This window comes from Streptomyces sp. NBC_00316, from assembly GCF_036158715.1.
GTDB lineage: Bacteria > Actinomycetota > Actinomycetes > Streptomycetales > Streptomycetaceae > Streptomyces.
In genome coordinates this window covers 2,527,580-2,552,891 of sequence record NZ_CP108023.1, presented here as the reverse complement: position 1 = coordinate 2,552,891, position 25,312 = coordinate 2,527,580, and the positions used below count along the sequence as shown (strand labels likewise).

The window sequence follows — 25,312 nt, the reverse complement described above, 5'->3', positions numbered from 1 at the left end:
GACATGTCACTGATCGCCGAGCCGGCGCCGAAGAGAACGGGAGTGGAGCCTCGCGGCTCCCTCTCCGCCCTCGGGCACCTCACGTCTGTCGTGGCACCGGGGTCTTCGAGACTTCGGCTTCCCCGGCCCGCGCGAGCACGCCGAGCGGTACCGGTCGGGCGAACGGCCTACGTGAAGTCGTCTCCGGGCAGCCTGAGAGCCCGGCGACCGCGGTCCCGCACATTCGCCCCTGGCACCAGCCCATCCCGGCCCGGGTCAGCAGCTTGACGGTCCGCACGTCACCGGCGCCCAGCTCGGTCATGGCCTGCCGGATTGCACCGCCGGTGACCTCCTCGCAACGGCACACCACCGTGTCGTCGGTGATCTGCTCGGTCCAGTGCGCGGGCGGCGCGTAGGCGTCGTCGATCGCGGCGAAGAACCTCCGCAGCGCCGCACGGGTCCTGGCGGCTCCCGCCCACACGCGCGGGTCCGGCTCGGCTCCGGTCAGTCGTGCGGCGACCGACCGTCCGGCGATGTGCCCCTCGGCGAGGGAGAGGGCCGCGCCGCCGATGCCGGTGGCCTCACCCGCCGCCCATACACCCGGCACGTCCGTGCGCTGCTCGTCGTCCACGTGCACCGCGACGCCGTCCGTGCGGCAGCCCAGGCCCTGGGCGAGATCGGTGTGCGGGAGCATGCCGTGTCCGACAGCCAGGGTGTCGCAGGCGATGCGCCGCCGGGTGCCCGGCCGTACCTTGCCCTCGGCGTCGAGCGCGGCAACGGTCACGGCCTGAAGCCGCTCGTCGCCGTGCGCCTGGACCACGGTGTGGTGGACCAGGGTGCGCACCCGGTGCCGCAGCAGCTGAGCCGCGTACCGGGCGCCCTCGGCGAGCTTGGCGGGCTGGGCGGCCAATGCCCGGGACCGCCGTACGAAGGCCCTGGGGTGGGCGGACTCCACCAGTGCCGCCACGTGAGCGCCCGCCGCCGCGAGCCCGGTCGCGACGGGAAGCAGTAGTGGTCCGGTTCCGGCGACGACGGCCGTACGGCCGGGCAGCACGAGCCCGCCCTTGAGCATGGCCTGCGCGCCGCCCGCGGTGACGACACCGGGGAGGGTCCAGCCGGGGAAGGGCAGCACCTTCTCGTAGCCACCGGTCGCCAGCAGTACCGCGTCAGCGCGCACCTCGGCGGGTCTCTCCTGCTCCGGGCCGAGCAACGCGTGCACGGTGAAGCCCACCGGTCGCCGCTCCACGAACCACACGTGATGGTCCCGGAAGTGAGCCACGTGCCCGGCCGTGATATGCCGGTCGAGCCCGTCGCGCAGCCGCTCCCAGGTACGCCACTGATGGTGGAGAGCCTCGGGGCGCCGCGCCCCGAGCCCGTCGGCGGGCTGTCGGTAGAACTGACCACCTGCCCCGGGCGCTGAGTCGATCAGTGTGACGCGCACGCCGTGCCGGGCGGCGGCCAGGGTGGCGGCGAGGCCCGCAGGGCCCGCGCCGATCACGGCGAGATGGGGTCGCTCAGTCATCGTGGCCCGTCCCCTCCTGCGTACGGATCACATCGCCCGGGCGGACCGGGACCAGACAAGCCCTTTGGCCGGGGCGGTCGTTGATGGTGATCAGGCAGTCGAAGCAGACGCCGATCCCGCAGAAGACCCCGCGAGGCCGGCCCTCACCCCGCGTGGTGCGCCACGCGGTCACTCCCACCGTCCACAACGTGGCCGCGACGGTCTGGCCGGGCAGCGCCTCGATCTCCTGGCCGTCGAAGGTGACGGTGAATGCGGGGCCTGGGCGGGCCTGGGCCAGCTGCAGGGGATTCACGAAGCTTCCTCCGACGAGGGTGAGGGCGAGGGAAAGCGGTCGGGACGGAACGGCGCGAGATCCAGGTCCGGCATCTTGTCGCTCAGCACCCGCGCGATGAGGTGCCCGGTGCCGGTGGCGAGTCCGATGCCTGCGCCCTCGTGCCCGCAGGCGTGGAAGAGGCCGGGTACGCGTGGATCGGGGCCGATCGCGGGCAGGTGGTCCGGCATGTACGGGCGGAAGCCCAGGTACGCGCGCATGGCCCGCACGTCCGACAGGAACGGGAACAGCCGGGTCGCGCCCGCCGCCAGGGCCCGTACGACCGGTACTGAGAAGGAGCGGTCGAAGCCGACCCGCTCGCGGCTCGCGCCGATCAGTACCGGCCCCGCCGCGGTTCCCTCCACGACCGGCGAGGTCTGCAGGGCCGCCGAGTCGCTGGCCACGTCGGCGACGTAGTCGGCGGCGTACACCTTGTGCCGTACCAGGCGGGGCAGCGGCTCGGTGACCAGCACGAAGCCGCGCCGGGGGAGGACGGGAAGGTGTACGCCCGCGAGTGCGGCCAGATCGGCGCCCCAGGTCCCGGCCGCGTTCACGACGGCCGGTGCGTGGATCTCGCCCCGGTCGGTGCGTACTCCGCGTACGGCACCGTCGGCGCCGCGCAGCACCTCGGTCACGGTCAGGCCGGTTTCGAGGCGAGCGGTCGAGGCCCGCACGAGATGCGCGGCGGCGAGTGCGGGCATCACCTGGGCGTCCTGCGGATAGAACACGCCGCCTGCCATGCCGGGTGCCAGGTGTGGCTCCACCTCGTGGAGTTGATCGGACCGGACGGTGTTCGCCTCGACGCCGGCGATGCGCTGCCCCGCCGCGAACGTGCCCAGCGCCGACAGTCCGTCCGCCGAGGAGGCGACAACGAGACCACCTTTGGGCTCGTACTCGAACGCGGACCCGAGCCCCGGCTCTTCGGCCAGCTCGGCCCACAACCGGCCTGACAGCAGGGCGAGTTCGAGTTCCGGGCCCGGCTCCTTGTCCGAGACCAGAAGGTTGCCCTCGCCGGTGCCGGTCGTACCGCCGGCCAGCGGGCCGCGGTCCACCACGGTGACATCCAGGCCTGCCCGGGACGCGTACAGGGCGCACGCCGCACCCACCATTCCCGCCCCGACGACTAAGACATCGCAGGTCAGTCGCTTGCTCACGCTAGTAATATGTCACATGCTCCTGTTCGGGGGAACACCCGACGACGCACAGAAAAGGTGCCCGCCGTGGCCAGGGGCAGAAAGGACGGCCTCTGCGGGGGAGTCTCCGACGAACTGTCCGCCCTGACGACAAGAGGCTGGGCCGACACCGAAACAACGCGATCTCCCACCCTCCGGACGGGCCCCGCGGGGCTGCCGAAGAGAACGGTTGGACGCTGTCGGGGCGTGCTGGGCATGTGACCGTGAGCCGGATGCCGTGGCTGCTCAACGGATCGGCGTGGGAGGCTGATCGGCTGCGTGGCGCAGTCCATGACTGCGTCATCACGCATCTGGATGCCGAAGCCTTGCGCGCTGCGCGGTCTGCGTTGGTCATGCCCCTATGCAATCCGGTGGCTGCGACAAACCGCGAACGGCCCCGCGCCCCTGTGGACAACTTATCCACAGGGGGTCGCGGAATTCTGCCGCTCGCGGGACGGTCGTGCCATGAACAAGCACCACGAATCCACCGGGCCGGCCGACGAGCAGCAGATCACTCTGCGCGGGCCTGCCGAACTCGCCGACGCCCTCCCGTATCTCATGGGGTTCTATCCGAACGACAGCGTGGTCATGGTCGCTCTGCACGGCGGCCGCGGACGCTTCGGTGGGCGGCTCAGGCTCGGAATCCCGCAGTCTCCGCAAGAATGGCCGTCCACCGCCGAGCAGCTCGCCGAGTGTCTGGTCAAGGGGAGCGAGCGGCGTGGGGAGCGTCCTGAGGCGATCGTCATCTTCCTCTGCCAGGATCCCGGCGACGGGGAGTCCCCCGGCCAGGTGATGGAGCGGCTGCGGCCACTGGCCCAGCGTCTGCGCACGGCCTGTGGCGCTCTCGACGTACCCGTACTCGAAGCGCTCTGCATCTCCGCCCGCCGGTACTGGTCCTACTGCTGCCCCGACGCGCGCTGCTGTCCGGCCGAGGGGAGCGCCCTGTCCCTGCCCGGCACCTCGGTCATGGCGGCGGCCGCCACCTATGCGGGCATTCAAGTAAGGGGATCCCTGCGGGAGATGGAAGTCAGGCTCGCGCCGCTGCGGACCCCGGCCGTGGCAGAGCAGCCGCGGGCTCTGGACTCGGCGGGCGCCGCCCTCGTGCCGAGGATCCTCGACGAGGAGGGACGCAAGGAGGTGGCGCGCGAGACACTGGGGCTCGCCCGAGCGCTGATGAAGCGTCTCCGGGAGGCACCCGCGACCCCGCCCTCCGCGGCAGACAGCCGGGACGACTCCCTGATCAGCCATGAAGAGGCCGCCGCGGTGATCCTCGGCCTCCAGGACCGGGGGACCCGGGACAAGGCCGCCGCCTGGATGGAGGGGCCGGAGGCAGAATCCGCATTGCGTCTGTGGCGGGCGCTCGCGCGTCGGTGCGTCGGACCGTACGGGGAGCATGCCGCGGCGCCGCTCACCCTGGCGGGGTGGGTCTCCTGGTCCACCGGCGACGAACCGGGTGCACGGGTCGCGCTGGGCCTGGCCCTGCGCGCGGACCCCGACTACACCTTTGCTCAACTTCTCCATCAGGCCTGCAACGAAGGGCTCGACCCTGAAACGCTGCGCCGCTGTCTGCGTGGGGAGCGCAGTGATCGGAAGGGCCGAGGCAGCCGGCGCGTGGAGCGGAGCCGCCGGCGCCGCGCGGTGCGTCCACCGGCGGTGCGGCGGAAGGCCGCGCAGTCCGTCCGGTCCCGTCCAGGCTCGGCTGTTGCCCGACGGCGTGCCCGGGGTTCGCGGGCGCACGGCCGGGGCGGGTCCAGGAGCGGTCGATGACGTGGTGACCCGTCGGTGCGCACCCGCGTTCATGGGGGATCCGGCGCGGGGCACTCCGGTGCGAGGTCCCGGCAGGTGGAGCCGATTCTGAGCGTGGGGACCCAGGGGCCCCTGAGCGCTGTCGATCCCCCGGAGGGGCCCCGAGGACACGCGACCGGCGGTTGGACCGCAGTGGTGCCGCGTACCCAGCGCCACACCCCGGGCGTGACTCTGCCCGCGGAGTGGCGCCGGACGCGAGGAGAAGGACGACCGGACCGAGGGAGACCTGAGCCGGGGCGGACGAAGACCATGACGAAGGGAGTGTTTATCGTCAGGCAGACGACTATGATCACGGCATGCCGCCCTACGACCCGTCGACCTTCCCGCCCTTCGCTGTCACCGTCGACCTCGTTGTGCTCACTGTGCGCCGTCACGCGCTCTGTGCGCTGGTGGTTCGCCGTGGTGAGGAACCGTTCCAGGGCCGGTGGGCGCTCCCCGGCGGTTTCGTCAAGGCCGATGAGGATCTCGGAGCCGCAGCAGCGCGCGAGCTCGTCGAGGAAACCGGTCTGTGCGCGCACGATCCGGCCGCCCCGTCGGTCGGCAACGGCGCGCATCTCGAACAGCTCGCGACCTACGGTGATCCCAAGCGGGACCCGAGGATGCGCGTCGTCAGCGTCGCCCATCTCGCTCTGGCCCCCGACCTGCCTGCTCCTCGTGCGGGCGGCGATGCGAACAGCGCGCGCTGGGCGCCGGTCGACGACCTGCTCGGACCGGAGGGCGGTTTCGGTCGCGAGGGTGAACTGCAGGCCCCGCTGGCGTTCGACCATGCGCAGATCCTCGCCGACGGCGTCGAGCGTGCCCGATCCAAGATCGAGTACTCCTCGCTGGCCACCGCCTTCTGTCCGCCGGCGTTCACGGTGGGTGAGCTCCGCCGGGTGTACGAAGCGGTATGGGGGGTGGTTCTGGACCCGCGGAATTTCCACCGCAAGGTGACGGGCACCCCCGGATTCCTCGTGCCGGCCGGTGGGACCACCACGCGCCAGGGAGGGCGCCCGGCCCAGCTCTTCCGGGCCGGTTCGGCCACGGTGCTCAATCCGCCGATGCTGAGGCCCGAAGTCTGATCCGCGGAACACCCACCAGTCCGGTGCTGCACCAAAAGTCGGAAATGTCGCGTTATCTTGCTGCGGTACGCACCCTGCCGCCGAGCGGTCTCACCTTCCGCGAGAGAAGCGATGCTCCAGGCCATCGGACTCACCAGCGCCCCCTACCGCGGCCTTCCTCCCGCGGTGGATGACCTCACCTTCGATGCCAGGCCAGGCGCCGTCACCGCACTCCTCGGTGCTTCCGGCTCCGGCAAGACCACGGCCCTTCGCCTGATGCTCGACATCGAACCGGGGCGGGGGATCACCTACTTCCGCGGCAGACCGCTGCACCGCATCCCGCATCCGGCCCGAGAAGTCGGCGTGCTGCTCGGGGACGTGCCCGGTCATCCGGCCCGTACCGCCCGTGGTCAGCTCCGTATGCTCTGCGCCGCCGCGGGGGTACCGGCCTCCCGGGCCGACGAGCTTCTCGAGACCGTCGGGCTCAACGGGCTGGGGGACCAGCGCATCCGCACGATGTCGGTCGGCATGGACCGTCGGCTCGGCCTCGCGTCGGCACTGCTCGGCGACCCCCATGCGCTGATCCTCGACGACCCCGGAGAGGGGCTCTCGCCGCGCGAGAAGAGCTGGCTGCACGGGCTGTTGCGTGCCCATGCCGCCCAAGGCGGCACGGTTCTGTACACCACCCGTGACCCCAAGGAGGCGGCGCGTGCGGCCGACCATGTGGTCACCATCGACGCCGGGCGGCTCGTCGCGGACCAGGGCAACGCCGACTTCTCCCGCACCCGGCTGCGCTGCCGCGTCGCGGTCCGCAGCCCGCAGGCTGCCCGGCTCGCCGCGGTCGTCAGCCGCGAGGCGCGTGAGGCGCAGCGCTCCGTGGAGGTGGTCACCGAAGCGGGCAGCCGACTCTCGGTCTACGGGAGCACGTGCGCGGAGATCGGTGACGCGGCATTCCGCCACGGTGTACCCGTTCATCAACTCGCCGACGAGGTCGGTGACACCGGCCCGCTGGCAGCGGACCCTGCCGGGCCGGAGGCTGCACCTGCTGCGGAATCGTCCGCAACCGATCCGGAGGACGCACCGCGGCTTGTACCACTCGCGACCTCCGATCCCGAGCCGGAACCGGAACTTCCGCCTGAGATCCGACGACGCCCGGCCCGTGGCCCGCTCCAGCCGGTGCGCTACGAACTGCGCCGCCTCTTCGGCGTCAGAGCAACGACGTTGATCATGGCCGCTGTCCTGGTCGCCTCCGTCGGCCTCTCCGTCCTGCTCGCCCGCACCGGCAGTGCGCCGGTTCCCCGCGTGCTCGCCGGCTGGCCGTCCCTGCTGCCGCTGCCGCCCGCCGCACTCGGCGCCGGGCTGATCGGGGCGCTCTCGTTCGGTGACGAGTTCCGCTATCCCGCGCTGGCGGCGGGCCGCGGAACCGTTCCGCGCCGCCTCGGCCTGCTGGTGGCCAAGCTGCTCGTCTCGGCGGGAGTCGCGCTGCTGCTCGCGACGCTGACCGTACTGGCATCGGAGGAGGCCCTCCATCTCGTGTACGGACGCGACTTGTTCCGGGTTCCGGCGAATGCGGCTTCTCTTGGGGCGAGTTGGGCGGGCCTCACCATGGGCTGTGCCTGGGCGGGTCTGCTGGCCGCCGGGATCTTCAGGGTCGCGGCCGCCGGAGTCGCCGCGGTGCTCGCCGTTCCTGCGCTCGTCGTCCCGCTCGTCGAGAGGGTGCCGGCGGAGTCGACCGCCCGTTCGATGCTCGGACTTCCGGCCAGACTCCGCGAACTGGCCTGGGTGCAGTGGCCCGACGTGGTGGATCGGTTGGTGATGGCGGTCGTGCGCCTGGTGGCGAACCCGGTGGGGGCGGCGCTGTCGTTGTCGCTCTCGGTCCTGATCTGCGCGTATGTGTTCACCAGCCTTCGCGGAAGGGTCCGTTGGTGATCACGGATCGTGGCGGTCGTGCCGAAGGGGTACGCATCCCCAGAGGTGCCCGTTTTGTATAGATAAGGCGTCAATTGGGGGGCTGACGCCGATCACCCTTTCGTGTGCTTTTCACCAAAGACCTCAAGGGCCGACTGGGCCGCGCCGACAAAGGATGCGTGAGTACCCTTGCGCACACCATGATGACCGCCGCCCGCTCCGTCGACACCGGCCTCGCCGGCTCGGGTGAACTCGACCGCTACCCCTATACGGAGGCGCCGGCCGGCGAGCGTGCCGCCGTTCGTTCCTGGGGCGGCACCGATGCCGAACTCGGCCGGGTGAGCCGACGGGGCTCGGCCAGCCGGGGCCGAGGCCTCCATGGCCAACTCGTTCAGCAGCTCGGTCAGATGATCGTCTCCGGCGACCTGGGCGCGGACCGTCCGCTCGTGCCGGAGGAGATCGGCCAGCGTTTCGAGGTCTCCCGCACCGTTGTCCGCGAGTCGCTGCGCGTTCTTGAAGCCAAAGGCCTGGTCAGCGCCCGGCCGAATGTGGGTACCCGGGTCCGCCCGGTCAGTGACTGGAATCTGCTGGATCCCGACATCATCGAATGGCGGGCCTTCGGACCGCAGCGCGAGGACCAGCGCCGCGAGCTGGGGGAGCTCCGCTGGACGATCGAACCGCTCGCTGTGCGCCTGGCCGCCGGTCACGGCCGTGAGGACATCCAGCAGCGCCTTGCTGACATGGTCGAGATCATGGGGCACGCGGTCGCCCAGGGTGACGGGACCACGTGCTCGCGGGCCGATGCGGAGTTCCACTCACTGCTCATCCAGGCCGCCGGCAATCGCATGCTTGAACATCTCTCCGGAATTGTTTCCGCTGCACTGCAGGTCTCGGGTGGGCCGATCACGGCCTGCGACCGACCCAATGATGTGTCCATCGGCCACCACGCACGGATCGTCGAGGCTCTCGCGAGCGGCGACGCGACAGGGGCCGAGGCGGCCATGCGTCAACTTCTCGTCGTCCACCCGGACGTGGAGCGAGTGGTTCCCGCGCCGCGCGAGCACTGAGCGCGACGCAGCCAGGGTGTACGGACCACGTGTCGCCGGACCCTCGCGGTCCGGCGGCACAATTGTGGAGAGATGTCGTTCCTGGTCATGTTCGTCGCAAATGAGGTGTGACTCGGGCCACGCGGATTGGGCGTAACACTCCTCGAGACAGTGCGATGACCTAAGAGGTGACCGCAGCGGAAGGAATACAGCAGCCATGAGGCACGCTGTGCAGTTCTGAGGCGAAGCCCGCGCCGTCGGTACATTCCCAGCCCGACGGTCGTCGGTCCAGCCCCTTTCGGGGCCGGGCCGGAAGCCGTTTCCATCGTTCCGAGAGGTTGTTCGTGTCGGCCAGCACATCCCGTACGCTCCCGCCGGAGATCGCCGAGTCAGAGTCTGTGATGGCGCTCATCGAGCGGGGAAAGGCTGATGGGCAGATCGCCGGCGATGACGTGCGTCGGGCCTTCGAGGCTGACCAGATTCCGCCAACCCAGTGGAAGAATGTTCTGCGCAGCCTCAACCAGATCCTCGAGGAAGAGGGTGTGACGCTGATGGTCAGTGCCGCGGAGTCGCCTAAGCGCGCCCGCAAGAGCGTCGCAGCGAAGAGCCCGGTCAAGCGCACCGCCACCAAGACCGTCGCGGCCAAGACGACCGTGACGAGGACCGTCGCGGCCACCGCCGCCCCGTCGGCCGAGACCGTGGACGTGGTGGCCGACGACGCTGCCGCGGCCAGCCCTGCGAAGAAGGCGGCAGCCAAGAAGACGGCTGCCAAGAAGACCGCCGTGAAGAAGACGGCGGCCAAGAAGACTGCAACGAAGAAGTCCGGCAAGAAGGACGCCGACGAGCTGCTCGACGGCGACGAGGCGACCGAGGAAGTACAGGTCGGCAAGGGCGACGAAGAGGAGGGCGAGGGCGAGAACAAGGGCTTCGTCCTCTCCGACGACGACGAGGACGACGCGCCCGCGCAGCAGGTCGCCGTCGCCGGTGCCACGGCCGACCCGGTCAAGGACTACCTGAAGCAGATCGGCAAGGTTCCCCTCCTCAACGCCGAGCAGGAGGTCGAGCTCGCCAAGCGCATCGAGGCGGGTCTGTTCGCCGAGGACAAGCTGGCGAACTCCGACAAGCTCGCGCCGAAGCTCAAGCGTGAGCTGGAGATCATCGCCGAGGACGGCCGCCGCGCCAAGAACCACCTGCTGGAGGCCAACCTCCGCCTCGTGGTCTCCCTCGCCAAGCGCTACACCGGTCGCGGCATGCTCTTCCTGGACCTGATCCAGGAGGGCAACCTCGGTCTGATCCGCGCGGTCGAGAAGTTCGACTACACCAAGGGCTACAAGTTCTCCACGTATGCCACCTGGTGGATCCGTCAGGCGATCACCCGCGCCATGGCCGACCAGGCCCGCACCATCCGTATCCCGGTGCACATGGTCGAGGTCATCAACAAGCTTGCGCGCGTGCAGCGCCAGATGCTCCAGGACCTGGGCCGCGAGCCCACCCCGGAGGAGCTGGCCAAGGAACTCGACATGACCCCCGAGAAGGTCATCGAGGTCCAGAAGTACGGCCGTGAGCCGATCTCCCTCCACACCCCGCTGGGTGAGGACGGGGACAGCGAGTTCGGTGACCTGATCGAGGACTCCGAGGCGGTCGTGCCGGCCGACGCGGTCAGCTTCACGCTCCTCCAGGAGCAGCTGCACTCGGTGCTCGACACCCTCTCCGAGCGTGAGGCGGGCGTGGTGTCGATGCGCTTCGGTCTCACCGACGGCCAGCCGAAGACCCTCGACGAGATCGGCAAGGTCTACGGCGTCACGCGCGAGCGCATCCGTCAGATCGAGTCGAAGACCATGTCGAAGCTGCGTCACCCGTCGCGTTCGCAGGTGCTGCGCGACTACCTCGACTAGGTCGCCGGAGTACACAGACCGAGGGCCCGGTTCCGGGAGGAGCCGGGCCCTCGGTCTGCGTGCGGGTGCGGCCGCCCGCAGGCTGGATGACTCTGAGTGGGCATGATCCATCACAGAGTCAGGAGTGCGCATGTCCCGTACTGTCGTCCGCGCCGTGACCGGGGCGCTTGCCCTTGCCGCCGCTGCGGTCTCGATACCGCTCGGAGACCCGGTTCCGGCGGCGGCGGACAGCATTGTCATCGGCGGGCAGCCCGCCCATGTCAAGGACAGCCCCTGGGTCGTGGCGCTGTCCAGCCGTGACCGTTTCGGGGGTACCCGTGCGGGTCAATTCTGCGGCGCCGTGATGGTGGCGCCGACGAAGGCGCTGACTGCCGCGCACTGCCTGACTCCGGAGGCGCTCGGCGCCGACTCGAGCCAGATGCGCGATCTGCGGATCATCGCCGGACGGGACAAGCTGACCGGGACCGGAGGCCGTGAGATCACGGTGAAGGGGACATGGACCAACCCGGCGTACGACCCCACGACCAATGTCGGCGATCTGGCGGTGCTCACGCTGGCCGACGCGCTCCCCGACCGGAGCGTGATTCCGATGGCCACGACGGACGACCCGGGCTACGAGCCAGGTGCCCGGGCGGTGGTCTACGGATGGGGGGATGTCACGGGAAACGGCGACTACGCGACGTCACTGCGATCCACCCAGGTGAGCGTACTGCCGGACCGTACGTGCGAGCTGGCCTACCCGGGAGGCGCGGACGGCACGTACGACGCCTCGTCGATGCTCTGCGCCGGTGAATCGCAGGGCGGGCACGACGCGTGCCAGGGCGACAGCGGAGGCCCGCTGGTGGCTCGGGGGCGGCTCATCGGGCTGGTGTCCTGGGGCCACGGCTGCGGGGCCGCGGGCAGTCCCGGTGTCTACACGAGGATCGCCGCCGCCATCGGATGGATGGCAGGCAGTGACTGACCGGAACCGCTCCGTAGGTACGAGAACGGGCGGCTTCCCCTTCGCAAAGGGGAAGCCGCCCGTCGGCCGCTCAGGAACCGGCCCTCGGCTCGTCGTGGATGTGAGGTATCAGTGTTGTTCCTCTTCGGCGGCATGGGCCTGTACGGCCGTCAGCCGGTCCGACTCATCCTGTATTTCCGCGGCGATCTTCTTGAGTTCCGGCTCGAACTTGCGCCCGTGGTGGGCGCAGAAGAGCAGTTCACCGCCGCTGATCAGGACGACGCGCAGATAGGCCTGGGCGCCGCAACGGTCACAGCGGTCTGCTGCGGTCAGCGGGCTCGCGGGGGTCAGAACAGTAGTCACGTCGCCTCTTCTCTAGCTCGACGAGCTGTCGTACCAGGGTCAACATCCAACCAGGCCGAAAACGTTCCCGCTCGTGGCTTTTCTTCGAAACTTCTTCTCAAAATGGCTGTCTGTTGCCGGTTGGCGGCGAATGTGCCGTATTGCGGAGCGCTACGGTTTCGCGTTGCTTGTCTTGGTCGGTCCCTCCGGCCGGCTTGCCGGTTTGTTCATGAGGACGTGCCCGGAGCCTAAATGGTTCATGCCTCGAAGGGAACGTGATGTGCGCGTCACTCCATCGAGGGATCGAACGCGTATGCGAGGCTGGACTACTGTAAGCATTCCCCGAGGGTGGCGTTACAACCGCTCTACCAGGCCTCGGTAGGCTCTCAGCGGCTACCGAAGCCGAGCCCGCTACCCACTCGGGCCCCATGTGAAATTCAGCGAGGAGCGAACCGCGTGACCGCCGATACGTCCGTGCCGTCCACTGCGCTGCTGACCGGAGCAGACCGGGACGGCTCCAACTACACCGCGCGGCACCTTCTCGTACTCGAGGGGCTCGAAGCGGTGCGCAAGCGCCCCGGTATGTACATCGGGTCGACCGACAGCCGCGGCCTCATGCACTGCCTCTGGGAGATCATCGACAACTCGGTCGACGAGGCTCTCGGCGGCTACTGCGATCACATCGAGGTCATCCTCCACGACGACAACTCCGTCGAGGTCCGGGACAACGGCCGCGGCATCCCTGTCGACGTGGAGCCCAAGACCGGCCTGTCCGGCGTCGAAGTCGTGATGACCAAGCTGCACGCCGGCGGCAAGTTCGGCGGTGGCTCGTACGCCGCGTCCGGCGGTCTGCACGGCGTCGGCGCCTCCGTCGTCAACGCGCTCTCGGCCCGGCTCGACGTCGAGGTCGACCGCAACAGTGCGACCCACTCGATCAGCTTCCGGCGCGGCGTTCCGGGCATTTTCACCGAACAGGGGCCGGATAGCCCGTTCGACCCGGCCAATGGCCTGCGCAAGGGGAAGCGGGTGCCGAAGGTGCGCACCGGCACCCGGGTGCGGTACTGGGCGGACCGGCAGATCTTCCTCAAGGACGCCAAGCTCAGCCTCGAGACGCTCTACCAGCGGGCGCGGCAGACGGCGTTCCTCGTCCCCGGCCTCACGATCGTCGTTCGCGACGAGCGCGGTCTCGAGGGTGAGGGCAAGACCGAGGAGACGTTCCGCTTCGACGGCGGGATCAGCGAGTTCTGCGATTACCTGGCGCAGGACAAGGCCGTGTGCGACGTGCTGAGGCTGTCCGGGCAGGGCACTTTCAAGGAGACCGTGCCGGTCCTGGACGAGCGCGGTCACATGACGGCGACCGAGGTCACCCGTGAGCTCGTCGTCGACATCGCCATGCGATGGGGCACCGGGTACGACACCAACCTCAAGTCGTTCGTCAACATCATCGCCACCCCCAAGGGCGGCACCCATGTGACCGGATTCGAACGATCCGTGACCAGGACGGTCAACGAGGTGCTGCGTTCCGCGAAACTGCTGCGCGTCGCAGAGGACGACATCGTCAAGGACGACGCCCTCGAGGGACTCACCGCGGTCGTCACCGTACGGCTGGCGGAACCGCAGTTCGAGGGCCAGACCAAGGAGGTGCTGGGCACCTCGGCGGCCAACCGGATCGTCGCAAATGTCGTGGCCAAGGAGCTCAAGGCCTTCCTGACCTCCACCAAGCGTGATGCCAAGGCGCAGGCCAGAGCGGTCCTGGACAAGGCGGTGGCAGCCGCGCGGACCCGTATCGCGGCCCGTCAGCACAAGGACGCACAGCGCCGCAAGACAGCGCTGGAGTCCTCCTCGCTGCCTGCCAAGCTCGCGGACTGCCGCAGCGACGACGTCGAGCGCAGTGAGCTCTTCATCGTGGAGGGAGACTCCGCGCTCGGCACGGCGAAGCTGGCGCGGAACAGCGAGTTCCAGGCACTGCTGCCGATCCGGGGCAAGATCCTCAATGTCCAGAAGGCATCCGTCTCGGACATGCTGAAGAACGCCGAGTGCGGCGCGATCATCCAGGTCATAGGGGCCGGGTCCGGGCGGACCTTCGACATCGACGCCGCCCGCTACGGCAAGATCGTCCTGCTGGTGGACGCCGATGTCGACGGCGCGCACATCCGCATTCTGCTGCTCACGCTCTTCCAGCGGTACATGCGGCCCATGGTCGAGGCGGGACGCGTCTTCGCCGCGGTGCCCCCGTTGCACCGGATCGAGCTGGTCCAGCCCAAGAAGGGCCAGGACAAGTACATCTACACGTACTCGGACGGCGAGCTGCGCCAGACGCTGCTGGAGCTGCAGCGCAAGAACGTCCGGTACAAGGACTCGATCCAGCGCTACAAGGGCCTCGGTGAGATGGACGCCGATCAGCTGGCCGAGACCACGATGGATCCGCGCCACCGCACGTTGCGGCGGATCAACATCGGCGACCTGGAATCGTCCGAGCAGGTCTTCGATCTGCTGATGGGCAACGAGGTGGCACCCCGCAAGGAGTTCATCACCAGTTCGGCGGCCACGCTGGACCGCTCCCGCATCGACGCATGACCGGCAGCCGCTGTCTCCACCCGTGGGTGCAGACAGCGGCTCCACCCGGGATCAACCCCTGAGCCGATCCCCTGGCCCGGCCCGCTCCGTAGCGTCGAAGGCGATGATCCTTCCCGCACTTCGGAGGCACCCATGTCCGGGCTCAACGCCCTGGTGATCGTTGCTGTCGTCGTTTTCGTCGTGGTCCGTCAGTGTTCGGCACGGCGGCTCTCCGACGACCGGCGCTGGTGGATTCTGCCGGGGATCCTGCTTTTCATGTCCCTGCGCGAGCCCGGACTGACCGACCCGCACCGCGAGGCACTGTCCGCCGCGGCCCTCGGCGTCGAACTGGTGGTGGGGCTGGTCACCGGCGCCGGCTGGGGCTGGACGGTCCGGCTGTGGCGCGAGCCGGACGGCTCGCTGTGGAGCAGGGGCACCAAGGCGACGGTCCTCGTCTGGACGGGGGGTCTGGTGCTGCGAGCCTCCTTGTACGGGGCGGCTCGCCTGATGGGCATACATCAGGGCCCCGGCGCCCTGATGGCCGCTCTTGCGCTGACCCTGCTGGTGCGCGGTGGCGTGACGACCTGGCGGGCCCGGCAGGTGGCTCCCGCGTACGGTGGTGCTGCCGACGGCATGCCGTCGTCGCCGTGGAAGGAACGTGTGTGACACGCGCTGCCTGGACGAGCTGGCCGTCCCGGGAGGCTCTCTCGGCCCGTGGCCGTACCCGGCCCCGGGCGGCCGTCGCCTGGTCCGTCCGCGTCGGCCTGCTGACTCTCATGCTCTGGGGCACCTTCTCCAGCGGCAGGTTCGGCCCGTGGGAGATTGCGGTCGGCCTGCTGGGCGTGGCCGCATGCGCCTGCGCGGGGTGGGCGTTCTTCCGGACCAGCCTGGAGCACCGGCTGTGGCCGTCGCTGGGGCTCCTGGCGCTGCTGATGGCGGCGGCCTTCGGGGCGCAGGAGGCCGGTGCCTATGTGCCCGCCGTGGTTCTGTGGTGCGGCTGTGCGGTCACGGCCATGGAGCGCCTGCCGCTCTCGGCGGGTGTTCCCGCCACCGCCGTCGCGCTCGCCGCGTACGCCGCGGTCAACACCGAGGGGTGGGTGACGACGGCGGTGACCACGGCGGGGCTCTGCCTTGCGGGGTACGTGCTCCGGCTGGATGCCGAGGCCCGCGGCAGCGCCCAGCGGCTCCTTGCGCAGGAGCGGGCCGCCAGGGTGGCCGAAGCGGAATCGGCGGCGCTGGGCGAGCGCTCCAGGATCGCCCGCGAGATCCATGACGTGCTCGCGCACAGCCTCTCCGCGCAGTTGGTGCATCTGGAGGCGGCCCGTCTGCTCATCGAGAGGGAACCTTCGGGGGAGTTCCGGGACCAGGTGCTGGAGCGGGTGGTGGCGGCACGTTCCATGGCGCGCGAGGGGCTCGCAGAGACGCGGCAGGCGCTCTCCGCCCTGCGCGGGGAGGTCACCCCGGTGGAGGAGTACCTGAGACAGCTGGTGACTGCGGAGCCGGGGGAGGTGACCGTCACCGGGAAGCAGCGCCCGCTGACGGCCGAGGCCTCGCAGGCGGTCCGGCGGGTGGCGCAGGAAGCGCTGACCAATGTGCGCAAGCACGCGCCGGGTGCCGCTGTCCTCGTGCGGCTCGAGTATCTGCCGGACGAGGTAGCCCTGGAGGTCAGGGACCGCGGTGGCTGCCGGTCCGTGGACGAGCTCGCTGTCAGTGGCTCCGGCTACGGTCTGCTGGGGATGCGGGAACGCGCCGAACTGCTCGGCGGGACGCTGGAGGCCGGACCGGGTGAGGAGGGCTTCGTGGTGAGTCTGCGGGTACCCGCGTGAGCGCGCGGGTCGTGGTCGCCGACGATCAGTCGGTGGTGCGCGAGGGAATCGTGATGCTGTTGGGACTGCTGCCCGGAATCGAGGTGGTGGGATCGGCGAAGGACGGGGAAGAGGCCGTTGCGCTCGTCGCCGAGAAGGCCCCGGACGTGGTCCTGATGGACCTCCGCATGCCGCGCTGCGACGGAGTGGAGGCGACGCGGCGGATCCGCGCGGAGTATCCGAACACCCAGGTGGTGGTTCTCACGACGTTCGCGGAGGACGACTCGCTCTTCCCCGCGCTGCAGGCGGGTGCCCGCGGATATCTCACCAAGGACGCCGGGGGCGAGGAGATCGCGCGGGCGATCCAGGCGGTGCTGTCGGGCGAGGCCGGATTCTCGCCCACGGTGCAGCGGCGGTTGCTGGAGCGGGTCACCACGGCACCCGCGCCGGCCGGACCGCGGGCCGGCGAGCCCCTGCTGCCCGACGGCCTCACGCCGCGTGAGGCGGAAGTGCTCGTCCTGATCGCCGACGGACTGTCGAATCCGGAGATCGCCCGCGCGCTGCACATCTCGCAGGCCACCGTGAAAAGCCACATCAACAATCTCTTCGCCAAGGCCGGACTGCGCGACAGGGCACAAGCTGTGCGCTATGCGTACGTTCGGGGTCTCGCACACCCGCCCGGGACATCCTTCACCTGATGAGGTGAAGTGGGCCAAATGAAGTGCCCGGGATCTTCCCGATCTGCCCATTCTTGAGTACGCGGCCGAAGTGGTCCGTGGACCAGGGGAGTTGTTCGGTGGAGAAGGAAGCAGGGCGCGAGGCCGCGGCGACGCGACTCGACGACCCGTGGTACGACGCGCTGGCCTCCGGATGGGGCGAGCTGGACGGTACGGGGGGCTTCGTTCCCGCCGGGCCGCCCGGCCCGGCGGCCCCGCCGCGCGGCCACAGCGCAGCCGACGTCTATCTGGAGGTGCAGCGCAGCGATGCCTTCCAGGAAGTGCGCCGCCGGTACCGGCGGTTCGTCGTGCCCGCCACCCTCGCCTTCCTCGTCTGGTACCTCGCCTATGTCGTCGCGGCGATCACCGCACCCGGGCTGATGGGCCGTCCGGTGGCCGGTGCCGTCAATGTGGCGATGGTCGCGGGGCTCGGACAGTTCCTCACGACGTTCCTGCTCACCGGGGCGTACGCACGACATGCACGGCTGCGCAGGGACCGGGCCGCGCTCGATCTGCGCTGGGACACTCAGGAAAAGACGCGGGGGATCGTGCGTTGAACGGGAACCACCAGACCCTGGCCATGCTGCTGTTCAGCGCGTTCATCGTCGTGACGCTCGCCATCACCACCTGGGTGAGCCGCAACCGGCACGGCTCGGCGGAGGAGTTCTACGCGGGCGGCCGGCTCTTCTCCCCCATGGAGAACGGATTCGCTATCGCCGGCGACTACATGTCGGCCGCATCCTTCCTCGGCATCTCCGGCCTGATCGCCCTCTTCGGCTACGACGGCATGCTCTATTCGGTCGGCTTCCTGGTCGCCTGGCTCGTCGTCCTGCTGCTCGTCGCCGAACTCGTCCGCAACTGCGGCCGGTTCACCCTCGCCGATGTGGTGGCGGCGCGGATGGCGGAACGCCCGGTGCGGATCGCGGCGGGCACCTCCTCGGTCACCGTCTCGGTGCTCTATCTGGTCGCGCAGATGGTGGGCGCGGGCAGCCTGGTCGCCCTGCTTCTCGGTGGTACGAGCGGGGCCGCCCGCTCCTGGACCGTCATCGGGGTCGGTGCGCTCATGGTGATCTACGTGTCCCTCGGCGGGATGCGCGCCACGACCTGGATCCAGATCGTCAAGGCAGTCCTGCTGATGGCGGGCGCGACCGTGCTCACCGTGCTCGTCCTGGTCCACTTCCACGGCAACGTCAACGCTCTGCTCAACTCCGCGGCCGAACGGAGCGGTCACGGGGCGAAGTTCCTCGCGCCCGGTCTCAGATACGGCGGGAGCTGGACCGCGCGCTTCGACTTCATCAGCCTGGGTCTCGCCCTGGTGCTCGGCACGGCGGGCCTGCCGCACATCCTGTCCCGCTTCTACACCGTGCCCACCGCCCGCGCCGCCCGCCGCTCGGTCGTCTGGTCCATCGGACTCATCGGCGGCTTCTACCTGATGACGATCGTGCTCGGCTTCGGAGCGGCGGCTCTGGTCGGGTCGGCTGACGTACGCGCGTCGAGCCCGGCCGGGAACACGGCCGTTCCGCTGCTGGCGATGGTGCTCGGCGGCGGCGAAGGCTCCACCGGAGGGACGATCCTGTTCGCCGTGGTCGCCGCCGTGGCCTTCGCGACCATCCTTGCCGTCGTCGCCGGGATCACGCTCGCCTCGTCCGCATCCGTGGCCCACGATCTCTACGCCTCGCTCAGACGTCCGGGGCGCAAGCAGCACAGCGAGGTCGCCGTGGCCCGGGTCGCCGCGGCCGCGATCGGGGTGGCCGCCATCGCGCTCGGCCTCGTCGCCCAGAACCTGAACGTGGCGTTCCTGGTGGGACTCGCCTTCGCCGTCGCCGCCTCGGCCAATCTGCCGGTGCTGCTCTACTCGCTGTTCTGGCGGGACTTCACCACGCGCGGCGCGGTCTGGTCGGTCTACGGCGGGCTGATCCCCGCCGTGCTGCTGGTGCTGCTCTCACCGGTCGTCTCCGGCAGCCCGAGCTCGCTCTTTCCGGGTGTGGACCTCCAGGTCTTCCCGCTGGAGAACCCGGGCCTGGTCTCCATCCCGCTCGGCTTCCTGGCCGGCTGGATCGGCACGGTCACCACGGCCGAACCACCGGACGCCGCCAAACACGCGGAGACCGAGGTCCGGGCGCTCACCGGGGCCGGTGCTGTGTAGCGGGACGTGTCCCGGGTCTTCGATGGCCCCGGGTGCGGCGGGACGTGTCTTACGCGCCGGCGGCCCAGGTGTACCGGTGTTCCGGGCGGCCTGTCTCGCCGTACCGCAGCGTCAGCCGCACCCGGCCGGTCCGCTCCAGCAGCTTCAGATAGCGCTGGGCCGTCTGCCGGCTCATTCCGGCGCTCTCCGCGATCTCCTGCGCGGAGAGTGGCCCCTCGGCGTCGCGGAGCGCCCGGCGGACCAGCTCCGCCGTGGTCGGCGAGTGGCCCTTGGGCAGACCGGGTTCGTCCGCTGCCCACAGGGCGCCGAAGAGCCGGTCGACGTCACCCTGTTCGGCCTCGCCGCCGCCCGACAGGGTGCGGTGCAGCGCCGCGTACGCCTCCAGCTTGGTACGCAGCCCGGCGTACCTGAACGGCTTCACCACGTACTGGAGTGCGCCGTGACGCATGGCCTCCTGGACGGTGGCGACGTCGCGCGCCGCCGTCACCATGATCACGTCGGTACGGTGGCCGAGCCTGCGCAGTTCACGGACCACGGCCAGGCCGTTGCGGTCGGGCATGTAGTGGTCCAGCAGGATGAGGTCGACGTGCTGTGACTCGACCGCGGAGAGGGCCTCGGCGGCGCTGTGCGCCTGCGCGGCCACCTGGAAGCCGGGCACCCTGGCGACGTAGGCCGCGTTGACCCGCGCGACCCGGATGTCGTCGTCGACGACCAGGACGTCGATCACTGGACTTCTCCCACGATGCTCGGCTCCGGACGGGCTGCTGCCGTCGGATTCGGTTCGGTGAGGGCCTCCGGCAGTACGACGGTGAATTCGGCGCCGCCCTCCGGAGCCGAGTCGACCGTGGCGCTGCCGCCCTGCCGTTCGGCCAGCCGCCGCACCAGGGCGAGTCCCAGACCACGTTTGCCGTGCGCCGGGAGCTCCTTGGTCGACCAGCCCTCCGTGAAGATCGATTCGTGCTGTTCGGGAGGGACACCGGGGCCGCTGTCGCGGACCCGCAGCACCACCGTACGGCCGTCCGTCCGCAGCTCCACCTCGATCACGGCGCCGTTCGATCCGGCCGCCGCGTCCAGGGCGTTGTCGACGAGATTGCCGACGACCGTGACGAGCCCGCGTGCGTCCACCAGCCGGTCCGGGAGGAGTGTGCCGGACGCCATGCGCAGTGCGACGCCGCGCTCCGCCGCGACCGTCGCCTTGCCCACCAGCAGGGCTGCGAGCAGCGGGTCATGGACCTTCTCGGTGACCTGCTCGGCGGTGGCCCGGTGGCCGCCTACCACCTCCGTGACGAACTCCATCGCGTCCTCGTGCATCTCCAGATCCAGCAGTCCCAGGAGGGTGTGCAGCCGGTTGGCGTGTTCGTGGTCCTGGGCGCGCAGGGCGTCGATCAGACCACGGGTGGAGTCGAGTTCGCGGCCGAGGTGCTCCAGTTCGGTGCGGTCGCGGAGAGTGGCGACCGCACCGCCGTCGGCGGTCGGCATCCGGTTGGCCAGCAGCACGCGGCTGCCCCGTACGGTGAGCAGGTCGTCGCCCACCACCCGGCCCGTCAGCACATCCGTGGTCCGGCCCGGGCCGAGGACCTCGTCGAGCGGTCGGCCCGCGGCATCGGGGCCGAGCCCGAGCAGTCGCTGCGCCTCGTCGTTGAGGAGCCGGATGCGTCCCGTCCGGTCGAGGGCGACGACCCCTTCCCGGATGCTGTGCAGCATCGCCTCGCGCTCGGCCAGCAGCGCCGAGATGTCGGAGAAGGCCAGGTCATGAGTCTGCCGCTGGATACGGCGGGAGATCAGCCAGGCGGCGAGTGCCCCGACCGCCAGCGCCCCGCCCGCGTAGGCGAGCAGTCCGGGGATCGCCGCGAGGAGCCGGGCGCGGACACTGTCGTACGCGATACCGACCGAGACCGCGCCGACGATGTGGCCCGACCCGTCGCGGAGCGGTACCTTGCCGCGGGCCGAGCGGCCGAGCGTGCCGCTGTCGATCTCCACGACCTCGTCACCCGCGAGCGCCTCACTGGGGTCGGTGGAGACGACCTTGCCGATCCGCCCGGTGTCGGGGTGCGACCAGCGGACCCCACGCCGGTCCATGACGACGACGTACTCCGCACCGGTGGACCGCCGGATCCGCTCGGCGGCCGACTGCACGGGCCCGCCGGCGGCGGGAGCGGTGGTGAGCAGTGACGCGGTGATCTGAGGCTGGGCCGCCGCGCTCTGTGCGATGGCGAGTGCACGGTGCATCGCCTCGTCGTCGAGTTGTGCGCTGAGGGGTGCCAGAAACAGGCCGGTGGCGAGTACGGTGACGCCGGTGGCGATGGCGAGCTGGATCAGCAGCACCTGGGAGAAGACCCGCTGCGGCCAGCCGAGCCGTCGCGGCCTCCGGGGGGTGGGCGGTGGGGCGCTCATCGTATGAAGGTAGAGCGCATACCGGTGCTTTCCGAAATTCTTCCTGTTTCCCCCTCCACGCAATCCACTTGCGTTTTTTGCGCTAATCTTGCGCTCATGACGCGACGACTTGCTCAGGTGGCCCGGAAGGTGGGAGTCAGCGAGGCCACGGTCAGCCGGGTGCTCAACGGCAAGCCCGGCGTCTCCGACGCCACCCGGAAGGCTGTGCTGTCCGCGCTCGACGTCCTCGGTTACGAGCGGCCGACCCAGCTGCGGGGCGAGCGGGCGCGACTGGTCGGTCTGGTCCTGCCCGAGCTGCAGAACCCGATCTTCCCGGCCTTCGCCGAGGTCGTCGGTGGTGCGCTGGCGCAGCAGGGACTGACCTCCGTGCTGTGCACCCAGACCAAGGGCGGCGTCTCCGAGGCCGACTATGTGGAGCTGCTTCTGCAGCAGCAGGTGTCGGGTGTGGTCTTCGCGGGCGGGCTCTACCACCAGGCCGACGCCGCACATGACCACTACCAGGTGCTGGCCGACCGCAAGATCCCGGTGGTCCTGATCAACGCGGCCATTGCCCACCTCGGCTTCCCCGGTGTCTCCTGCGACGACTCCGTCGCCGTCGAGCAGGCCTGGCGCCATCTCGTCTCGCTCGGCCACGAGCGCATCGGCCTGGTGCTCGGCCCCTCCGACCATGTGCCCTCGCAGCGCAAGCTGGCCGCCGCCCGCGCGCTGGCCAAGGAGGCCGGCACTACCGTGCCGGAGGAGTGGGTGGCGCGGGCCATGTTCTCGCTGGAGGGGGGACAGGCCGCCGCCATGCGTCTGCTGGACCGGGGTGTCACCGGCATCATCTGCGCCAGTGACCCGCTCGCTCTGGGAGCCGTGCGCGCGGCCCGCCGCCGTGGGCTCTCCGTGCCGGCCGACGTCTCGGTCGTCGGTTACGACGACTCGGCCTTCATGAACTGCACCGAGCCGCCGCTGACCACGGTCCGCCAGCCGATCGAGGCCATGGGGCGCGCCGCCGTCGAGCTGCTCTCCCTGCAGATCGGGGGCCGTACCGTGCCGTCGGACGAGCTGCTCTTCGAGCCGGAACTGGTGGTGCGGGGGTCCACCGCGCAGCCCCCGAGAGACGTTTCCCCCTGAACGTCGATATTTTGCGTCTCATGATCCGCCTATTGCAGCCCCTGTCCGTGTGTGGTGGTGGCTGATCCCGGGGTGGGCAACGGCTGAGGCGGGCGCGGGCCCCCGTACTGGCCACTGGGACGCATCCGCAGCGGACGTTCGTCGTACTCCTCCAGCGCATGGGCGATCCAGCCCGCCGTACGGGACACCGCGAACACCGTTTCACCCGCCTCCGCGTCCATGCCGGAGGCGACGGAGAGCACGGCCAGCGCCAGGTCGACGTTGGCGTGCAACGGGGTGTGGCGGGCGGCCGTGGCGACCACGTCCCGTGCCGCGGCGAGTGCGGGCGCCGCCTGCGGGACCTCCGCGAGCAGGGCGAACAGTGTGCGGGCGCGTGGGTCCTCGGCGGTGTAGAGCCGGTGCCCGAGCCCCGGCACCTGGCGGCCGGTGCGGAGGTGGTCCGCGACCACCGGGGCCGCACCGCCCCGCTCCAGGACGTCGGTCAGCATCCGGTGGGCCAGGCTGCTCGCGGCGCCGTGCAGGGGGCCCTCCAGGACGCCGAGGCCTGCGGAGATCACCGCGTACGGATGGGCGCGGGCGGATGCGGCGACCCGAGCGGCCAGGGTCGACGCGGCCAGATCGTGGTCGATCAGCAGACCGAGAGCCGTGTCCAGCACGGCGAGCGAGGCCTCGTCGGCCGGTCGCGCGGCGAGTTTCGGCCACAGCCGGTGCGCGAGTCCGGCCGGGTGCGAAGCGGCCTCGCCATCGGCCGCCGGGGGCGCACCGGCAACCGTCGGCAGCGCGCCGACCAGGGTCGGGATCAGGCTTCGTGCACTGCCGAGCACGGTCTCGCGCGAGAGGTCGAAGCGCAGCGGATCGGCGGCCGCCGCGGCGACGAGTGCGACCCGCAGCCGGTCCGTCGACCCGCTGTGTGCGGGCAGTGCCCCGACGGCCCGGCGCGCCGCGGCCAGCGCCTCGGCGGGCGCGGTGAAGCGCAGGCCGGGGCGGAGCTCGCCGGTCCACAGCCATTCGGCGACCTCCTCGTAGGCGAAGTGGGTGGCCAGTTCGGTCGCGTCGACCCCGCGGAAGTAGTACCGGTCGCTCTCGATCAGCGTGATGCCGGTACGGAATACCAGGTCACCGGTGGCGGGGGAGGGATCTCTGCGTCCCGTACGCCGGACCAGCGCATCGACCTCGGCGGCGTCGAACGTACTGCCGCGGCCGCCGGGAGCGCGCCGGCTGCTCAGCTGACCCCGGCTGACGTACGCGTACACCGTCTCCGGCTTCACCCCGAGGCGCTCGGCCGTCTCGCGCGTGGTGAGCCGCTCGGCACTCGCTCCGGCGCGGTCGTCGGGTGCTGCTTGATCCTTCATGCTGCTCACCGTATCCATATTGATTCAATCAACATTGACAGGATTGAAGTCAATCATAGACATTCAAATCAATGCTGATTCGGTTGAACAGAAATTCGCGGAGGAAGACATGCCGACCCTGACCAGCGGAACCCCGCTCGAGGTGCCCCGAGGCCTCGCCGGTGTCGTCGTCACGGACACCGCCCTCGGCGACGTCCGAGGGCGCGAGGGTTTCTACCACTACCGGCAGTACTCGGCGATCGATCTTGCGCAGACCCGCAGCTTCGAGGACGTCTGGTACCTGATGTTCCGTGGCGAACTGCCCGGCCCGGCCGCCCGTGCCGACTTCGCCGCCCGCACCGCCGCCCTGCGCCGACTGCCCCCGGAGGTGAGGGACGCCCTGCCGGCCATAGCCCGTGCGGGCGCCGTCTCCGGCCCCCTCGCCGGGCTGCGCACCGCCCTGTCGCTGCTCGGATTCCGCCCGGTGTACGACATCGACGGCGACCGGCGCCGCGGCGACGCGCTGGCCGCCTGCGCCGCCGTCCCCACCGTGCTGACCGCCCTGTACCGGCTCGGCCGGGGTCTCGAGCCGGTCGAGCCGCGCGACGATCTGCCGTACGCCGCCAACTACCTCTACATGCTCACCGGTTCGGAGGCGGACCCCGCGCGCGTCAGGGCCGTCGAGCAGTATCTGATCTCCACCGTCGACCACGGCTTCAACGCCTCGACCTTCACCGGCCGGGTCGTCGCCTCCACCGGCGCGGACATCGCCGCCTGCCTGGTGGCGTCCGTCGGCGCACTCTCCGGGCCGTTGCACGGCGGAGCGCCCAGCCGGGCGCTCGACACCCTGGACGCGATCGGCACCCCCGACCGCATCGACGGCTGGATCCGCGGGCGGGTGCTGGCGGGCGAGCGGATCATGGGCTTCGGTCACCCCGTCTACCGCACCGAGGACCCGCGCTCGCGCATGCTGCGCGGGATCGCCCAGAGCTTCGGTGGTCCGCTCGTCGACTTCGCCGTCGAGGTGGAACGCCGGGTGGAGGCGATCCTCGCCGAGCTCAAGCCGGGTCGTGAGCTGCACACCAACGTGGAGTTCTACGCCGGGGTCGTCATGGAGCTGTGCGGGCTGCCGCGGGAGATGTTCACCCCGACCTTCTGTGCGGCGCGGGTGGTCGGCTGGAGCGCCAATATCCTGGAGCAGGCGGACGACTCCAAGATCATCCGCCCGGCGGCCCGGTACGTCGGTCCGCCCACGCCGCAGCCGGTCCCGGCGCCCTGACGTCCCCCG

At 70.4% G+C, this 25,312-nt stretch carries 21 protein-coding genes; 14 read left to right on the top strand and 7 right to left on the bottom strand.

The features are described 5' to 3' along the window. Positions 1 to 79: 79 nt before the first annotated feature. Genes OG878_RS11280 through OG878_RS11270 form a run of 3 tightly spaced genes read right to left on the bottom strand, consistent with a single transcriptional unit; the run spans position 80 to position 2,965 of the window. On the bottom strand, positions 80 to 1,501 hold the full coding sequence (locus OG878_RS11280) for an NAD(P)/FAD-dependent oxidoreductase (RefSeq protein ID WP_328886659.1): 1,422 nt from the start codon (positions 1,499 to 1,501) through the stop codon (positions 80 to 82). After that, complete coding sequence (locus OG878_RS11275) at positions 1,494 to 1,793, bottom strand: (2Fe-2S)-binding protein (protein WP_328886658.1); 300 nt, start codon at positions 1,791 to 1,793, stop codon at positions 1,494 to 1,496. Before OG878_RS11275 ends, OG878_RS11280 begins: the two co-directional genes overlap by 8 nt. Further along, positions 1,790 to 2,965 carry an NAD(P)/FAD-dependent oxidoreductase gene (locus tag OG878_RS11270; protein WP_328886657.1) on the bottom strand — a complete coding sequence of 392 codons (1,176 nt, stop codon included), beginning with the start codon at positions 2,963 to 2,965 and terminating at the stop codon, positions 1,790 to 1,792. Before OG878_RS11270 ends, OG878_RS11275 begins: the two co-directional genes overlap by 4 nt. A gap of 483 nt (positions 2,966 to 3,448) precedes the next feature. On the opposite strand from OG878_RS11270, the gene OG878_RS11265 reads away from it, so the two are divergent. The 6 genes from OG878_RS11265 (at position 3,449) to OG878_RS11240 (ending at position 11,639) form a co-directional block, all read left to right on the top strand. Continuing rightward, complete coding sequence (locus OG878_RS11265) at positions 3,449 to 4,750, top strand: DUF4192 domain-containing protein (protein ID WP_328886656.1); 1,302 nt, start codon at positions 3,449 to 3,451, stop codon at positions 4,748 to 4,750. A gap of 335 nt (positions 4,751 to 5,085) precedes the next feature. Beyond that, a complete protein-coding gene (locus OG878_RS11260; protein WP_328886655.1) occupies positions 5,086 to 5,850 on the top strand; it encodes an NUDIX hydrolase in 765 nt (254 codons plus the stop codon). A gap of 111 nt (positions 5,851 to 5,961) precedes the next feature. Beyond that, positions 5,962 to 7,758 (top strand): ABC transporter ATP-binding protein, encoded by a 1,797-nt coding sequence (locus tag OG878_RS11255; protein ID WP_328886654.1) that lies wholly within the window; start codon positions 5,962 to 5,964, stop codon positions 7,756 to 7,758. Between the two features lie 179 nt (positions 7,759 to 7,937). Beyond that, positions 7,938 to 8,804, top strand: coding sequence for a FadR/GntR family transcriptional regulator (locus OG878_RS11250; RefSeq protein WP_328891206.1), 867 nt, complete (start codon positions 7,938 to 7,940; stop codon positions 8,802 to 8,804). A gap of 323 nt (positions 8,805 to 9,127) precedes the next feature. Then, positions 9,128 to 10,678, top strand: coding sequence for an RNA polymerase sigma factor (locus OG878_RS11245; RefSeq protein ID WP_328886653.1), 1,551 nt, complete (start codon positions 9,128 to 9,130; stop codon positions 10,676 to 10,678). A gap of 130 nt (positions 10,679 to 10,808) precedes the next feature. After that, a complete protein-coding gene (locus OG878_RS11240) occupies positions 10,809 to 11,639 on the top strand; it encodes a S1 family peptidase (RefSeq protein ID WP_328886652.1) in 831 nt (276 codons plus the stop codon). A 108-nt stretch (positions 11,640 to 11,747) separates the two neighbouring features. On the opposite strand, the gene OG878_RS11235 is transcribed toward OG878_RS11240, so the two are convergent. Next, on the bottom strand, positions 11,748 to 11,981 hold the full coding sequence (locus OG878_RS11235) for a DUF7455 domain-containing protein (protein WP_328886651.1): 234 nt from the start codon (positions 11,979 to 11,981) through the stop codon (positions 11,748 to 11,750). 435 nt (positions 11,982 to 12,416) lie between these two features. Between OG878_RS11235 and OG878_RS11230 the strand changes: the two genes are divergently transcribed. The 6 genes from OG878_RS11230 (at position 12,417) to OG878_RS11205 (ending at position 19,183) form a co-directional block, all read left to right on the top strand. Beyond that, complete coding sequence (locus tag OG878_RS11230) at positions 12,417 to 14,537, top strand: DNA gyrase/topoisomerase IV subunit B (RefSeq protein WP_328886650.1); 2,121 nt, start codon at positions 12,417 to 12,419, stop codon at positions 14,535 to 14,537. A 132-nt stretch (positions 14,538 to 14,669) separates the two neighbouring features. Beyond that, the gene (locus OG878_RS11225; protein WP_328886649.1) at positions 14,670 to 15,182 is read left to right on the top strand and encodes a DUF1453 domain-containing protein; all 513 of its coding nucleotides are present in this window, start codon (positions 14,670 to 14,672) and stop codon (positions 15,180 to 15,182) included. Beyond that, complete coding sequence (locus OG878_RS11220) at positions 15,179 to 16,342, top strand: sensor histidine kinase (RefSeq protein WP_328886648.1); 1,164 nt, start codon at positions 15,179 to 15,181, stop codon at positions 16,340 to 16,342. Before OG878_RS11225 ends, OG878_RS11220 begins: the two co-directional genes overlap by 4 nt. Continuing rightward, entirely contained in the window at positions 16,339 to 17,019 is a 681-nt protein-coding gene (locus tag OG878_RS11215) for a response regulator transcription factor (RefSeq protein ID WP_328886647.1), read from the top strand. The genes OG878_RS11220 and OG878_RS11215 overlap by 4 nt, the downstream gene beginning before the upstream one ends. A 98-nt stretch (positions 17,020 to 17,117) precedes the next feature. Further along, positions 17,118 to 17,594: a DUF485 domain-containing protein gene (locus tag OG878_RS11210; protein WP_328886646.1), complete on the top strand. Its 477-nt coding sequence runs from the start codon at positions 17,118 to 17,120 to the stop codon at positions 17,592 to 17,594. Beyond that, the gene (locus OG878_RS11205; RefSeq protein WP_328886645.1) at positions 17,591 to 19,183 is read left to right on the top strand and encodes a solute symporter family protein; all 1,593 of its coding nucleotides are present in this window, start codon (positions 17,591 to 17,593) and stop codon (positions 19,181 to 19,183) included. The genes OG878_RS11210 and OG878_RS11205 overlap by 4 nt, the downstream gene beginning before the upstream one ends. Before the next feature lie 49 nt (positions 19,184 to 19,232). Here OG878_RS11205 and OG878_RS11200 read toward each other — a convergent pair whose 3' ends face one another. Then, positions 19,233 to 19,910, bottom strand: a complete 678-nt coding sequence (locus tag OG878_RS11200) for a DUF7342 family protein (protein ID WP_328886644.1) — start codon at positions 19,908 to 19,910, stop codon at positions 19,233 to 19,235. Then, positions 19,907 to 21,577, bottom strand: a complete 1,671-nt coding sequence (locus OG878_RS11195) for a sensor histidine kinase (protein ID WP_328886643.1) — start codon at positions 21,575 to 21,577, stop codon at positions 19,907 to 19,909. Before OG878_RS11195 ends, OG878_RS11200 begins: the two co-directional genes overlap by 4 nt. A 96-nt stretch (positions 21,578 to 21,673) precedes the next feature. Here OG878_RS11195 and OG878_RS11190 point away from each other — a divergent pair, with 96 nt between their 5' ends. Then, positions 21,674 to 22,693 (top strand): LacI family DNA-binding transcriptional regulator, encoded by a 1,020-nt coding sequence (locus OG878_RS11190; RefSeq protein ID WP_277328793.1) that lies wholly within the window; start codon positions 21,674 to 21,676, stop codon positions 22,691 to 22,693. Between the two features lie 29 nt (positions 22,694 to 22,722). On the opposite strand, the gene OG878_RS11185 is transcribed toward OG878_RS11190, so the two are convergent. Further along, a complete protein-coding gene (locus OG878_RS11185; protein ID WP_328886642.1) occupies positions 22,723 to 24,045 on the bottom strand; it encodes a citrate synthase in 1,323 nt (440 codons plus the stop codon). Between the two features lie 109 nt (positions 24,046 to 24,154). Between OG878_RS11185 and OG878_RS11180 the strand changes: the two genes are divergently transcribed. Next, positions 24,155 to 25,303, top strand: a complete 1,149-nt coding sequence (locus tag OG878_RS11180; protein ID WP_328886641.1) for a citrate synthase/methylcitrate synthase — start codon at positions 24,155 to 24,157, stop codon at positions 25,301 to 25,303. Positions 25,304 to 25,312: the final 9 nt, after the last annotated feature.